Genomic DNA, 14,134 nt, shown 5'->3' on the forward strand with positions numbered 1-14,134 from the left:
ATTCCCTGCATTTTAGTTTATTTTTTAAAAATGCCCGTTGCGGCTATTCTCTGCACCGCCTCCAGTAGCCGTTCTTCACTGTTCACCAGACTCACCCGCACATAGGATGCTCCGGCAAGACCAAAGCCTTCGCCGGGAGCCACTGCAACATGGGCCTCGTCTAATAAAAAGTCCGCAAAAGAAGCGGAGGTATAGCCCTCAGACACCTTGAACCAGGCGAAAAAAGTTCCTTTGGGTGCGGCTACATCCCAGCCAATACCACGCAACGCCGCAATGAGAACATCACGTCGCCGTTCATATAATGCAGCCAGCTCCCGCACCGGCTCCTGCGAGCCCAGCAATGCCGCCGCTCCCGCATCCTGTACCGCTCCAAAAACAGTGCTGTAGGCATGCGTATGATAATGCTTGAGCGCACCGATGACAGATGCGTTTCCAACAGCAAAGCCGAAACGCCAGCCCGCCATGTTGTACGTTTTGGAAGCCGTATACGTCTCGACACCACATTCCTTGCCGCCGGGGATTTGCAATAGACTGAGCGGCTTATGCCCCTCAAACCCAAGGGCACCGTAAGCAAAATCGTTCATAACCGGAAAACAGTACTCAGCGGCATAGTCCAACGTCTTCGTCAGAAAATCCGTAGTAGCCACGGCGCCAGTCGGATTGTTCGGATAATTAATCATGAGCAATTTGACCTGTTGGGCGATTTCTTCCGGCACCGTGGTATAATCAGGCAAAAATCTATCCTTCTCATGGAGCGGAATCGTATGGATACGGGCTCTTGCCAGCGCAGCAGCGGAAACATATTGCGGGTATGCCGGGTCGGTGGTCAGCAACCAGTCACCGGGATTTAGCAATGCCTGCGGAATCCCCATTACGCCTATGGCGGAGCCGTTGAATACGGCAACCTCCCGATCGGGATCAAGCTCCACCTGATACTCCCGTTTATAGAACGCGGCGACTGCCTCCAGTGTGCTTTTTTTCCCGTGAAAAGGCGGGTAGCCCTGATTTACCGGTTGATCAACTGCTTCCTTCAAAGCGCTGATGATATGCGCCGGTGTCTGCTGATCCGGGTTGCCGGCTGCCAAATTGATTACATCTATTCCTCTGCTTTTATACAGATTCACTTTGTCGTCAATTGCGCTAAAATAGTTGTCAGGCAGCGCCTTGACGAGATCAGAGGATGAAAAAATCACGTTCATCTCCACCTTTTATCCATAAGATACAGGCTGACAGTGCCAGCTCGCAGAAGACAATAAACTCATATTATTTGAAATAGCTTGGCAGCTTATAGCCTTCATAAACCGGATTCGATTTGATGTACTTTTGGAATTCATCCGAATGATACCCCTCAATGATGTCTTTGACGAATGGCTTGTCCTTGTTCTTGCTATCCACAGCGACCACGTTCGTGAACGGGTCTGTCATTTTTTCAAGCTGCAATGCCGAGGTCAGCTTCATTCCATTCGAAACGGCAAAGTTCCCCTGAATAGCGGCAAAATCAACATCCTCCAGTGCGCGCGGTCCCTGTGCAGGGTCGGTCGCCACAAATTGCAAATGATGCGGATTAGAGATAATGTCGTTCACCGAGGTTTGCAGTGGATCAATATTATCCTTTAACGTAATCCAGCCCACTTCCTTTAAAATATTCAGCGCACGCAACATATTGACTGGCTCGTTCGGCAGGTTGATTTGAGCACCGTTGCTGACTTCGTCAAGGCTGGTATGCTTGCTGGAGTACAATCCCATTGGCGGAGTCGGAACCTGCACAGCTCCAATCAGATCAATATTCTCCCGCTTATTCATAGAATCCAGATAGAGCGAATGTTGGAACACATTAGCATCAATATCTCCATTAGCCACAGCTACATTGGGCTGAACGCCGTCTGTAAATTCTTTATATGTAATCTTGTAGCCCTTCTTCTCCAAATACGGAGCCACTCCATTCTTGAACTGATCACTATAAGGACCTGGATTAAAACTGATATGCAGTGTCTTCTTTTCTTCACTCGCAGCATTTCCCGTCGTATTCTTACTGCCACAGCCAGAGATAAAAAGTGCGACTGCTCCCACCAGCAGTATAAATGGAACCCATTTTTTCTTCATTTCGATTTCTCCCCCCTGATATCATCTGTTTTTTGTTGAGCTAGAATGTTGCAGCCCAATCAAATTCCGAGTAATCTTATGTGTTTATAAATACTACAATGATATTTTGATAACTGTCAACAATATTTGATAACACATCTTCTGCATAATAAAAAAAGGACCGCTTTTCGCAGCATGGAAAAAGACGCTCCCATTTCGGAAGCGCCTTTCAACTGTACTATTTACTTCGCCAGATTTAGCTTGGCATCCTTAATATCATACAAGGCTCCTTGATTGCTATCTACGAGCTTTTTCATTTGTTTATTGGCCAGTCCGCTTGCAGGAACTATCGCATTAAAAGTAACGCCATTTTTCTGTAATTGCTCGTTTATTTCGTCCACTGAAAAACGGGCTTTACCCAGCGCTGTATTTTTATCATGTACGGGTGCATCTGTAATGAATATGATGGTTTTGGAATTAGAGCTTTTGGAAAATTTACTTACAGCCAGCTGGATGGCCTCCAGCCCGGATTCTTTCAGATCCCCGCCAGCAGAAGGACGTAACGTATTCAAATTCCCTTTTAGCTTGCTCTTATCCGCTGTAAAATCAAAATACTCCAAATCTTTATCTGCTGTTAAATTAATGTCCCGAAACGCAACGACGGCAAATTGGGAGCCTGATGGAACCGAATCAACAAAGCCCTTAACCTTCTGTCTTACATAATCCAGCGTTCCTGTCATACTACTCGTAACATCAATAACGAAAACGATATTAGAAGATTTGGTGATGGTACTGGATATATTGTTCAGTATGGTAGGCTTCGATTGTGGCTCAGTGTTGCCCTCGTCTTCATCCATTAATTGTTCACTTTCATTTGTTGTTAAAATCTGTTGCGGGGCAAGAAAGATCACAACACTCTGAGCGGCAATATTCCATTTCACCTTGGCTCCCAGAGCCTCACTTACAAATCGAATAGGAACCATCACTTTGCCGTTAATTAATCTCGGCGCCGCATTGAGACGCACTAACTTACCATTGATATAGGCATCTCTGGAGCCTACGGTTAACTTAATCGTTGTATTCCCTTTGGTCGCGGTAACGGTCTTCGTAGCACCATCCCATTTCACCTTCGCTCCAAGCGCCTCAAAAACAGCACGAAACGGCACCAGCATGCTTCCGCTAATCGAAGTCGCAGGCTGCTCATATTGTTGCAGCTTCCCATCAATAAACACCAAAACCTGAGCTTTATTATTATTTACGGGAATAAACTGGGGCACAGACGCTGCCGAATTGCCCGACTGATCCATCATTTTAATATAAAAGTAGTACCCGCCCGTAGACAAGTTCAGGTTACTCAAAGGGTAGCTAAACGTTGTTGCCGGATCGAACTGGATGCGTTTAACCAATTGTTCTTCCGAATTTTTCACCATAACGTAGGAAGTGTACGTGGGCTGAATATTTTTCATCTTCAAACGAATCGTAAACGAAGTACCCGAAGAATTGATCGTAAACGTACCCGGAAAGTGTTCTCCAGACGGTATAGACAAAGGAATCTCGGGCGATTCATCTACAGCTTGATCCTCTTTAGACTCGATAACGGGCTGCGTTACTTTCGTCTCATCAACAGATGGAGCAGCCACTGGTTCACTGACCGTTGGAGCCATTTTGGATTCCGCTTCAAGCTGAATGATTCTTGGATCACGGAAAAATGATATTATTGAGAATTTATCGGATGGCTCTGTGTCGATGGTTTCCAATTTATTGTAGTAAAATTCAATTTTCGCCCCAAAAGGAGGTGCTGGTGCTTTATTTTCAATCGTTAGTGTTTTGTTCACGTAATCAACTGTGAAATTAGAGGGAGAAATGTGCGTATTGTCAATAATTAAATGGGTCTTGGTGCCCTCTTTAATCACGTTGAGGGTCTTTATTTTAAAAGTACGACTCAGACCATCTCCATTAGGAAGAGCTACACCCCACATTTTTCCAGCAGACCATTCCATGTCTGGTTCAATCGGAAACTCAATATAATTCTTTGATCCTGGATAAGGTGCTGCGTGAGTATCCGAAATTGTTATCGTAGAATTAGCATAATCAACCGAAAAATCTCCGGGGAAAATTTCAGTAAGATTGCTGTACAAACGAATTGGAGTACCTTGCTTAATACTATAGTCCATATTAAATTTAAACTCTTTGTTGATCCCGTTACCATCATCAAGAATAAGTATAAGCTTGTTTCCATCTCTTAGTACCATAGAATTGTCTGCATGTGCTCTTTCTGTTCCTACAGCAAACAAACCCATGAGCATCGTTGAAAACATAAATAAAAATATAGTCCTTCTGAACTTCATCCTTATTTCCCCTTTTTGAATCTTTCTTTTTGGTAAATCATAGCATAGGGTTAGATGAAGTTCATTCCATCTGATGACAATTATGGATATGGAACCTTACTTTTTTCACTGTTGTTCCATATTCATATTTAGCTCCTTGAATTGATTCTCATGCCTGAGTAGCCATTCCTTTCTCCATAAGCCCCCCGCATAACCCGTTAATTTCTGGTTGGAACCAATAATTCGGTGGCATGGAATCACGATACTCAGCTTGTTTTTCCCATTGGCGCTGCCTACAGCTCTAATGGCTTTTTCATTTCCAATCGAAAAGGCAATGTCTTTATAGGCCGCTGTTTCACCGTAGCCTACTTTCACCAAAGCATCCCATACATTTTTCTGAAAATCTGTGCCCTCAAAAGCATAAGGAAACGTAAACTCATAGCGCGTACCTTTAAAATACTCGTCAAGCTGACTAGCGCACGCCTCTAAAACGGGGTGTGAAGTCTCGTCCAGCATCGTGGTAGTTGATGTATCCCGATCAGAGAACATGATAGAATGGACGGCCTCATCTGTGCCCCATATTTCTATCTCTCCAATCGGGGATGCATAATTCAATAAATATAGCCTGCTCATAAAAGGATAACAACCTCCTGTGTGTATAGATCTACAGCATCTATTCACCTGTTCAGCTTCCTGTATTCACTAGGGGAACACTGCTTCAAACAGCGAAATGCCTTATAAAAATTCGAAGGACTTTGAAAGCCCGTCTCATAGCAAATCTCAAGATTGGTACAATCCGTGCTTTTAAGCAGATATGCTGCTTTATCCACTCTTATTTTTTCCAGATAGGTACGCGGGGTTTCTGAGGTTTCCTGTTTAAAGATTCGATCCAGATAAAAGGGACTTGCTCCAGCATAATCCGCAATATTCTGCAATACCAATCTTTCCTTATAGTGATTGACCAGAAAGGTAACCACAGTCTGGACAAGCCTGATATACGGTGAATGATCAATATGAGGCTGACATCTTTTACAGGCACGAAACCCCGCCTTTTCCACAGTGTCGATGTCATCATAAAACTCAACATTTACTTTTTTCGGCTTTTTGGATCGACAGGAAGGTCGGCAGTATATTCGGGTTGTTTTCACCGCGGTAAAAAACAACCCGTCATATTTACGATCACACGCCATAATTTTCTCCCACATTTCTTCAAAAGAAAGATTGATTTCAGCCATGAGCGAATATCCTGTCCTTTCCTTTCTAAAGTTCATCATCCCCCATATAAATGCGAAGTATCTTGTAGCTCTATTAACTGCTCGGCGTTCTTTTGCAAAGCAACCATGATATGATCCGAAAAGGCATTGCCAAAGCTAAACCGTTTCACTCCCAATTGCTGAAGCTTACTGACATTCGTCAGACCCGGCAAGGATAAAATATTAAGCGGAGCACGTACCTGATATACCACTTCCCTGATCTCATCGTCAACCCTCAAACCCGGAACAAAAATTCCGCTGACTCCACTCTCCACATACGCATTTGCTCGTTCGATCGTTTCCAAAAGCGGGGTATCCTTTTGCAAATATGTATCCGTTCTTGCATTTATAAAAAAATCGTTAAATCCATGAGCATCCAGTGCTGCTCTAATCTTGGACAGAAGGTTACTATGCAGAACCACTTCTCGAAGTCCCTTTTGCTGTTTTAATGAATCTTCAATATTAATCCCTGCGACTCCCACATCTGCTGTCCTTAAAACATGCTCGACAATCGTTGCTGTGTCCTCCCCATACCCTGCCTCAATATCTGCCGACACCGGAATCTGGACATGATCTGCAATCGTCTGAATAATCCTTATATGCTGGTCAAAATCAATAAGCTCACCGTCGGACAATCCAAGCGTATTTGCAATCCCCCAGCTCGTCGTGCCAATCGCCTGAAAGCCTGCCTTCTCCAAAGCCACGGCAGATAACAAGTCCCACGCATTCCCCAAAAACAAAAGTTCCTCTGATGTATGAAGTGCTTTAAATTGCTGTATTTTATTCATAAATATAGCCTCCTGATATGTGATGTAACTCATTTTATCAAGAGGCTGTATTTGTTTCGTCCTCATTCTTGCGCTTATGGTCTGTGGGAATCTTATTTGCTCCGAATCCATTAAGCAAATTGAAAATATTTTCGGCATTCTGTCTTCGGAGGTTGCGAAGCATCTTATGCTAATTGCTCAAAGGATGCTGGCTCAGAGCGGAAAAGACTGCCCTGGAAGCCCGAAACTTGCAAGCTCCTGAAACAGTCTTGTAAAATGTTCCTTAAGTCGAAAGGGAGGTCGTTAGATCAAACGATAGCCGGATGGAAGTTTCCCGGTACTGCGGATATTACGGATTTGCTGCAACGTCAAACGTTGATTGGTAGAGATAAGAGATTCTACATCATTTCCACGAATCAGATCATCCAGGTCGGCGAAGCGGCGATTGCCTCTAAAGACTTGAAAATTACCTTTAAAGCGCGTGCGGGTAAAGAGTACCAGTGTAGCATCGCTGCTTGTAGAAAAGAAACGCAGGCTCTCTATGCCATCGAGAACGGTTTCCGTATCACGAATACCTGAATTTCCCGTATATACTCTGCTGGCCCCCCGAAAATTTTCTTCACCAAAGACAGTAAGACGCGGATACGTTTGAGATACAAATGCTTTGCAGATCATGTTGTAATCCCTCCTTTTCAATTCTAGCTTATGTCCACTGGAAGAATTGGTTTGGGCCTGGGATTACCATTTCACAAAATCATTCTATGATTTCATAAACACGTGACAGACTTGAAAAAGGAACATACGTTCTGTATAATCTAGCTTAGCACATTGTATAATCCTGAACTAACGGAGATGCGGACATGGACACTAGATTTATTGAGGAACTGCGTGAAATTAGCAGAAATGACAAGCGGAGATCCGAATTTCTCATCAAGGGAATGAAGGAAACACTTCAGGAAAGAAAAGAAAAAAACTTTATCGAAAGATGGATTTGGCGTCAAAAGAATAAGAAGCGTATAGCGCAGAAGTTCAAATCCTGATAGATTCAACAAGCTTTCTCACTAACTGTTTGCAGCCTTCATCCAATCAAGTTTATAAGGATTTATCGAGGGTGGTAAAATTACTGCTAAGTCAAAGAGGGCCTCCAAACCACCTCCATGGCCGGGTCCCCTCTTTTCTACTTACCAATAAACCTTATTCCGTAACACTCACTTGCGTTTGAACTGAGGATCTCCGTGAGAGCAAATACGTAGCCACAATGGCGATAGCGACCCCTGCTGCTCCAAACCAGGTGATAGAAGCCAGCGAAACCTGACCTACAACCACGCCACCAATTCCGGCTCCAGCTGCCATTGCAAGCTGCATCGTAGACTGATTAAGACTCAGCATCACGCCAGAAGACTCTGGTACAAGAGTGACCAGATTATATTGTTGAGTCGGCCCCGATGTCCAGGCTGCGAACGACCATAGGATCAGTAAAGCGAATACTGCGATCAGGGAGTGAGCTGCAAAAGGAAGTAAGAGTAACGAAATCATATGCAGCACCATGCCTCCGAATAACGTAAAGGGAATGCCCTTTTTATCTGCACTGTATCCACCGATTTTCGACCCGATCAGACTGGCAATCCCGAAGGCGAGTAATACGATGCTCAGCATATCCTCTCCTACACCTGATACATCCAGTAAGTATGGTGAGATATAGGTATACGCGAGGGAATAACCCCCAAGCCAAAAGAAGGTAATGCCTAATCCCAAAGCGACTTCGGGCTTTTTTAGAAGAGAAAACTGTTGCAGTAAGGGAACGGGTTTATCACCTTTTATACGGGGAATCGTCATAGCGATAACAATCAGGGCGATAATCCCTGCCAAAGCGATGCCGACAAATACGGTTTTCCATCCATATGCCGAAGATATCATTCTGCCAAGCGGAATACCGATAATTAGCGAGGCTGTAAAACCCATGGTGACCGTAGCAATGGAGCTGGCCTGCTTCCCGGCTGGAGCAATTTTCGCTGCAATACTCAGTGCTGTAACCACGACCATCCCCGCCCCGAGTGCCATGAGAATACGTGCGGCAATAAACATGCCAAAACCCGGCAAAACAAAGGAGAGCAGATTGGCAACTACGAACAATCCGAGGGAATACAGGAGCAGTTTACGTCTGTCCATTTTAGCAGTGACTGCCATCAGAATCGGCGTGCCAATCGCGTAGGCAAGGGAGAACACTGTAATTAACTGACCTGCGGCAGCCACCGTAATTCCCATTGTAGTTGCAATTTGATCCAGAATTCCTGAGATAATATATTCAGACGTGCCTACCAAAAAACTGATTATTGCCAAAATGTATACTTTCCACGTGCTCTGCATTTTATATAACGCCTCTTTCCTATTATATTTTTATATTTTTATATTTTTATATTTTTACAAATATCGAAATTAAAACTAAAAAAATTATGTCATCAGGTATGGGGCATATTTCTTCGCTACTTCAACATCCAGGCTGTAGTAAATAAAGGTTCCCTCTTTACGGAACGTCAGCAGTCCGGATTCTGCCATTTGCTTCAGGTGATGCGATAACGTTGAAATTGCAACACTGTTCAGCTTCTCACCCAGAACAGAGCAGCACTGGTCATTTTCCTCTTTCAGCAAAAATGCTATTTTGAGACGAGTCGGTTCTCCAAGCGCTTTATATATTTTTACAGCTTGCTGCATATCTGTAGCATCTTTCACCCTGTTCAGCCCCCTTCTGCTTCCAGTCTTAATTTCGATGTTTGTCGAAATAAAATTATCATAAACGTTTATGAAAGTAAACCACTATTTTTTTAATCCTACTTTTTTCACACTCCGCTGCCGTAAATACGATCTTTCTGATTACACCATAAAATAATCCCCCATTCACAAGGGATGGAGGATAAGTCACATGGAAGGCCCATGCTAGCACAATTGCGTTGCGGCCAGCAGCAGTGCAGTACAAGCTACAGAAACGGACATGATACTTTGTGACATGACCTAACATTCCTTTTACAGAAAAAAAATAAAAATCTCTCTGCTCAATCACGTCCAACCATAGGCTTGCGGATCACGGACACGCTCGATTCCCTGACGATCAGACGAGGCTCGAATTGCACACGCTCGTAATCGCCCGGTGTCTGCTCCTGAATCCGCTTGAGCAGCAGCTCCGCAGCCAATCGTGCCACCTCTTCTCCCATAATGGAAACAGAGCTGATCTGCGGCGTCGTTACCGTAGCCCATAAATTGTTATCAATGCCGACCACAGCAACTTCTTCCGGCACCTTTACACCCAAAGCCTTAAATCGGTTGACGATTCCTATCGCTACCATATCGTTAACTGCATAAATGGCATCCGGCATGTGCTTCAAGCTATAAAAATAATCGGCTGCACGCAGCCCTGTCTCAAAAGAGAAATCATCGCCAAAATAAACAAGGGAAGGGTCCACATGCTGGAGAGACTGCTCATAAGCGAAGTATCTATCCTCGATTTTATCCTTCGCAGCGCCTGCGTAGGCAATTCTCGTTCTCCCGATTTTAAGCAAATGCTCCATCACAAGCCGCCCCTCTTGTCGGGCCAAGCTGACGATATCGGCTTTGACGTCTTCGCCCAGCTTTTTACCATAGTTAATAATGGACACCGGAACGCTGGCTTTGTTGATCAGATCGACCAGCATTTTGGGATACGCCAGCGGCATAATAATTAGCCCGTCCACATGCAGCTTCTTGACCTCACGTACCGTTTCAAGCTCCATTCTCGCGTTCCCGGCGGTATTAATTTGCACGACACGGTAACCATGCTGCTTCGCGGCCTGCTCCACAGACCAAGCGATCTCGGGAATAATCGCATTACGAATATCCGGCACAGCCAGCGCAATTTGGAATGTCTGACGCACCTTCAGGCTCTGAGCCGAGGTGTTGGGCGTAAAGCCCATTTCTTCAATCACTTGCAAAATCAATGCTTTCGTTCTCGGGCTGATGCCCTCACTATCGTTAATAGCCCTGGAGACAGTCGCAATACCGACCCCTGCTCGCTTGGCTACATCCTCTATGGTTACTTTTTTTTGATCTGGCACACCCAAAATCCTTTCACGGTCGGAATCGTTTTCTGACTTTCAAAAATAAAGTCTCTATATTGATATTATACCATAGAATGAGTATCTAAAAATTGAAGTAGTTTTCTCCTCATCGCCGCTTCACTAAAAAAAATATAAAATCTCTTTATTCAAAGCGATAAGCCAAATATAGCACTGTAGTAACAAGTGATTATATTCACACAAAAATCAAGTGCTTTTTGTATGAATTTGGTTTGACAATGTGTAAAAATTGTGACATATTATTTTTCGGAAACGTTTCCTAATTCATTCGCTTTTATAGCAATTAAGGATCATATATTCGTCAAGGAGATGACAGACATGCAAGCATTGAGATGGCATGGAGTAAAAGATTTACGTTTGGAAAACATTGAGCAGCCCGCTGCTCTGGCAGGAAAAGTAAAAATCAAAGTAGAATGGTGCGGCATTTGCGGAAGTGATCTTCATGAATATGTAGCAGGACCTATTTTCATTCCCCAAGATGCTACTCATCCTTTGACTGGAGAAAAAGCGCCTATCGTAATGGGACATGAATTCTCTGGACAAGTAGTCGAAATCGGTGAAGGTGTAACCAAGATTCAGGTTGGCGACCGTGTTGTCGTAGAACCGATTTTTGCGTGTGGAGAATGTGCTGCATGTAAACAAGGCAGCTATAACCTTTGCGATCAATTGGGCTTCCTCGGTCTGGCAGGCGGCGGCGGTGGATTTTCTGAATATGTCGCAGCTGATGAGCATATGGTACACAAAATTCCGGAAAGTGTGTCTTTCGAGCAAGGCGCTTTGGTAGAGCCTTCGGCCGTTGCTTTGTACGCTGTTCGTCAAAGCCAGCTGAAAGTCGGCGACAAAGCCGTAGTATTTGGCGCTGGTCCTATCGGATTGCTGGTTATTGAAGCTTTGAAAGCTTCCGGAGCATCTGAGATTTATGCAGTAGAGCTTTCCGAGGAACGTAAAGCTAAAGCTGAAGAGCTGGGTGCTATCGTGATTGATCCTAAAACATATGATGTTGTGCAAGAGCTGCACAAACGGACTAACGGCGGCGTAGATGTAGCCTATGAAGTCACTGGAGTACCTCCTGTGCTGGCTCAAGCTATTGAATCCACTAAAATCAGCGGACAAATCATGATCGTCAGCATTTTTGAAAAAGAAGCTCCGATCAAACCGAACAATATTGTCATGAAGGAACGCAATCTGACCGGCATTATCGGCTACCGAGATGTATTCCCGGCTGTAATCAGCTTGATGGAAAAAGGATATTTCCCTGCTGACAAGCTCGTTACCAAACGTATTAAGCTCGAAGAAGTGATTGAGCAAGGTTTTGAAGGTCTGCTGAAAGAAAAAAATCAGGTTAAAATCCTGGTATCTCCAAAAGCCTAATTTAGAATGAAAAATCAGATGTCTGCCATATGCAGGCATCTTTTATTATAAAACCGGGCAGCAAGGCAAGAATACATGCGAAGTTAAAAAGACAAAACAAACAGCGCTCCCCTTCTGCGGCATCTGCCGTTAAGTGGAGTAGCGCTGTTTGTTTGCAATCCATATTATTGAGTTACACTTTTCAGGACATCATCAATCATTTGTCCATTTGCGATGGTCCCCGTATACAACCAGCTGGAATCTTTCCCAAAATCGTATACATGTCCTGCTTTTACGGCCGAAATCCCTTCCCAGACCGGATCTTTAATGATTTCGTCCTTGCTTACACCTTTGCTGTTCACGATAAAAATATAATCCGCATCCAGCTTCGCCAGTTTCTCCAGGGATAAGTTGCTCCAATTCGCCTTGGCTGTTTTGGAAATCTCCTGTACGACTTGCGGAATCTTGAATCCCAAATCTTTATATAATACATCACCGCTGGATAAATGCTGGTTCACGACATACACGTTTTTATCCGTTACCCACAAGGCTGCTGCGGTTTTTTGTCCAACAGTCTGGATCAGCTTGGCTTTAGCTTCTGCTGCTTTTTTGTCATAAGTGCTCAATGCCTGCTTCGCTTCACTGCTCTTGTTCAGCACCTCACCCACGGTCAGCAACTCTTGCCGCCAATCGTTGTTCAGATTACTGCCTACGACATAGGTTGGAGCGATTTTAGAGTATTGATTATATTTGTCACCCTCCACCATACTCGCACTGTCCATAATGATTAAATCCGGCTTAAAGTTCAGGACCGCTTCAAATGGAAGGTCAGAGGCGATGGTAGGAACGTCCTTCAGCTCTTTTTGCAGGTAACCTTGAACCGAATTTTTACCTACCGACCATTGAGCTACAGGCTTAACACCCAGTGCAACCAAATGATCCTCCAGATAAGAAGCAATCACACGCTGAGGCTGAGCCGGAACCTTCACCTCATGCCCAAGTACATCCTTCAGCACCCGCTCCTGTGATGCCTGTTCCGCCGATGTATTGTTGCTCCCTTGTGCAGTGCTGTCCGTCGCTGCAGGATTGGATGTGCCCGAGCACGCACTGACCAGCAGGATAAAACTAAGCAATAAAATAAATGCCATGGAATGCCTTGCGTTTCTATTCATTCGTAAAATCCCTTCATCGTAATTTTGATAATGATTATTATCCTCAATACCAGTATGCAGGGCGCCACTTATCGAATCAATGGAACATTCGGACAGGCTTAATGGATTATCCAGACCTATATCTCTCACAAAAGCAGATGAATATAAGCTGTCCCGGTAATGAACCGGGGATACGCCAGTATATTTTTTGAATGCCCGGCTAAAGAAATAGACATCCGGGTACCCCACACTGGCAGCGATATCCTGTAAAGTGCCATCTGTCTTCCGCAGTAGCTCCTTCGCCTTGTCCATTCGCAGCCGGATCAGAAACATAATCGGACTGCAATCTGTTTGTTTTTTAAATAACCGGGTCAAGTGCCTTGGACTGCATTCCAACAATCTAGCCAATCGTTCCAGCGTTATGGACTCCGCATAATGTACCTGCATAAATCGAATCGCCTGTGTCACCATATCCCGTGAAGGCATTCGAGTCTTCTGCTCCTGCCATTGCCGCATATATTCATATGCAAAATCATAGAACCTGCCCTGAGCCTGCAACCTGGACAACGTATCCTTATCATACCATGCCTGCTCCAGCAGTTGCAGCTTTTGATACAACATAACCGGATACGGCGGCACAAAGCCATGAGCTACAGGGGCAAGGTTATACACCGTATGTCCGGATAGAGAAGCCACTTTATATAGTACAAGAATATATTCGATCCCTCGTTCCGAGGCTGTCATATTCAGTTCCAGGCCTTTGCTGCCATGCAGCACGTACCATGAATGTCTTATATCATCCTGATCCTTAGTAGGCAAGCGTACACTTCCCTGTAACACAAATACGAAAGCCTGCGCCGGAAGACGATACGGTTGAAGCCGCTCTTCCCGCTCCAGCCGAATATGTCGGACATCCATAACACGGATCGACGAATGGAGCCATGCGGAAAGCAGCTTGTTCAGCTCATCAGCCTCATGCTTCTTGCCCGTCCCGGTTTGGGAACCTGTCCGCTTTTTCCGTTCCTGCTTCACTTGTCAAAGCCTCCGCTTCATAAATACCATCCTATTTTTCAAAACCAACCTCATTATATATCATCT

At 44.5% G+C, this 14,134-nt stretch carries 13 protein-coding genes; 2 read left to right on the top strand and 11 right to left on the bottom strand.

Annotated elements, in window-relative coordinates; translation table 11 throughout:
* Window positions 1–17: 17 nt before the first annotated feature.
* The 7 genes from QMK20_RS18290 to QMK20_RS18320 form a co-directional block, all read right to left on the bottom strand.
* The gene (locus QMK20_RS18290; RefSeq protein WP_283652738.1) at window positions 18–1,193 is read right to left on the bottom strand and encodes an aminotransferase class I/II-fold pyridoxal phosphate-dependent enzyme; all 1,176 of its coding nucleotides are present in this window, start codon (window positions 1,191–1,193) and stop codon (window positions 18–20) included.
* A gap of 70 nt (window positions 1,194–1,263) precedes the next feature.
* Window positions 1,264–2,103 (bottom strand): MetQ/NlpA family ABC transporter substrate-binding protein, encoded by an 840-nt coding sequence (locus QMK20_RS18295; protein ID WP_283652739.1) that lies wholly within the window; start codon window positions 2,101–2,103, stop codon window positions 1,264–1,266.
* A 221-nt stretch (window positions 2,104–2,324) separates the two neighbouring features.
* The gene (locus QMK20_RS18300) at window positions 2,325–4,430 is read right to left on the bottom strand and encodes a stalk domain-containing protein (RefSeq protein WP_283652740.1); all 2,106 of its coding nucleotides are present in this window, start codon (window positions 4,428–4,430) and stop codon (window positions 2,325–2,327) included.
* A 105-nt stretch (window positions 4,431–4,535) separates the two neighbouring features.
* The gene (locus QMK20_RS18305) at window positions 4,536–5,042 is read right to left on the bottom strand and encodes a methylated-DNA--[protein]-cysteine S-methyltransferase (RefSeq protein ID WP_283652741.1); all 507 of its coding nucleotides are present in this window, start codon (window positions 5,040–5,042) and stop codon (window positions 4,536–4,538) included.
* Between the two features lie 44 nt (window positions 5,043–5,086).
* A complete protein-coding gene (locus QMK20_RS18310) occupies window positions 5,087–5,644 on the bottom strand; it encodes a bifunctional transcriptional activator/DNA repair enzyme AdaA (protein ID WP_283652742.1) in 558 nt (185 codons plus the stop codon).
* Between the two features lie 35 nt (window positions 5,645–5,679).
* Window positions 5,680–6,450 carry an isocitrate lyase/PEP mutase family protein gene (locus QMK20_RS18315; RefSeq protein ID WP_283652743.1) on the bottom strand — a complete coding sequence of 257 codons (771 nt, stop codon included), beginning with the start codon at window positions 6,448–6,450 and terminating at the stop codon, window positions 5,680–5,682.
* Window positions 6,451–6,732: 282 nt separating this feature from the next.
* Entirely contained in the window at window positions 6,733–7,104 is a 372-nt protein-coding gene (locus tag QMK20_RS18320; protein WP_283652744.1) for a hypothetical protein, read from the bottom strand.
* Between the two features lie 185 nt (window positions 7,105–7,289).
* Here QMK20_RS18320 and QMK20_RS18325 point away from each other — a divergent pair, with 185 nt between their 5' ends.
* The gene (locus QMK20_RS18325; RefSeq protein ID WP_283652745.1) at window positions 7,290–7,469 is read left to right on the top strand and encodes a hypothetical protein; all 180 of its coding nucleotides are present in this window, start codon (window positions 7,290–7,292) and stop codon (window positions 7,467–7,469) included.
* Window positions 7,470–7,623: 154 nt separating this feature from the next.
* Here the strand turns inward: QMK20_RS18325 and QMK20_RS18330 are convergent, their stop codons facing one another.
* The 3 genes from QMK20_RS18330 to QMK20_RS18340 all read right to left on the bottom strand — a co-directional run bounded on the left by QMK20_RS18330 (window position 7,624) and on the right by QMK20_RS18340 (window position 10,514).
* On the bottom strand, window positions 7,624–8,796 hold the full coding sequence (locus QMK20_RS18330) for an MFS transporter (RefSeq protein WP_283652746.1): 1,173 nt from the start codon (window positions 8,794–8,796) through the stop codon (window positions 7,624–7,626).
* Window positions 8,797–8,880: 84 nt separating this feature from the next.
* Window positions 8,881–9,159 carry an ArsR/SmtB family transcription factor gene (locus tag QMK20_RS18335; RefSeq protein ID WP_283652747.1) on the bottom strand — a complete coding sequence of 93 codons (279 nt, stop codon included), beginning with the start codon at window positions 9,157–9,159 and terminating at the stop codon, window positions 8,881–8,883.
* A gap of 320 nt (window positions 9,160–9,479) precedes the next feature.
* Window positions 9,480–10,514, bottom strand: coding sequence for a LacI family DNA-binding transcriptional regulator (locus QMK20_RS18340; RefSeq protein WP_283652748.1), 1,035 nt, complete (start codon window positions 10,512–10,514; stop codon window positions 9,480–9,482).
* Between the two features lie 339 nt (window positions 10,515–10,853).
* Between QMK20_RS18340 and QMK20_RS18345 the strand changes: the two genes are divergently transcribed.
* Window positions 10,854–11,906: a 2,3-butanediol dehydrogenase gene (locus tag QMK20_RS18345; RefSeq protein ID WP_283652749.1), complete on the top strand. Its 1,053-nt coding sequence runs from the start codon at window positions 10,854–10,856 to the stop codon at window positions 11,904–11,906.
* 164 nt (window positions 11,907–12,070) lie between these two features.
* Here the strand turns inward: QMK20_RS18345 and QMK20_RS18350 are convergent, their stop codons facing one another.
* The gene (locus QMK20_RS18350; protein ID WP_283652750.1) at window positions 12,071–14,068 is read right to left on the bottom strand and encodes an AraC family transcriptional regulator; all 1,998 of its coding nucleotides are present in this window, start codon (window positions 14,066–14,068) and stop codon (window positions 12,071–12,073) included.
* Window positions 14,069–14,134: the final 66 nt, after the last annotated feature.

The organism is Paenibacillus sp. RC334, from assembly GCF_030034735.1.
Classification (GTDB): Bacteria; Bacillota; Bacilli; order Paenibacillales; family Paenibacillaceae; genus Paenibacillus; species Paenibacillus terrae_A.

Bases quoted from the DNA above. Each gene is read 5' to 3' on its own strand.
- QMK20_RS18320 (WP_283652744.1), bottom strand. From the start codon at position 7,104: ATGATCTGCAAAGCATTTGTATCTCAAACGTATCCGCGTCTTACTGTC.
- QMK20_RS18315 (WP_283652743.1), bottom strand. From the start codon at position 6,450: ATGAATAAAATACAGCAATTTAAAGCACTTCATACATCAGAGGAACTT.
- QMK20_RS18330 (WP_283652746.1), bottom strand. From the start codon at position 8,796: ATGCAGAGCACGTGGAAAGTATACATTTTGGCAATAATCAGTTTTTTG.
- QMK20_RS18310 (WP_283652742.1), bottom strand. From the start codon at position 5,644: ATGGCTGAAATCAATCTTTCTTTTGAAGAAATGTGGGAGAAAATTATG.
- QMK20_RS18305 (WP_283652741.1), bottom strand. From the start codon at position 5,042: ATGAGCAGGCTATATTTATTGAATTATGCATCCCCGATTGGAGAGATA.
- QMK20_RS18325 (WP_283652745.1), top strand. From the start codon at position 7,290: ATGGACACTAGATTTATTGAGGAACTGCGTGAAATTAGCAGAAATGAC.
- QMK20_RS18300 (WP_283652740.1), bottom strand. From the start codon at position 4,430: ATGAAGTTCAGAAGGACTATATTTTTATTTATGTTTTCAACGATGCTC.
- QMK20_RS18345 (WP_283652749.1), top strand. From the start codon at position 10,854: ATGCAAGCATTGAGATGGCATGGAGTAAAAGATTTACGTTTGGAAAAC.
- QMK20_RS18295 (WP_283652739.1), bottom strand. From the start codon at position 2,103: ATGAAGAAAAAATGGGTTCCATTTATACTGCTGGTGGGAGCAGTCGCA.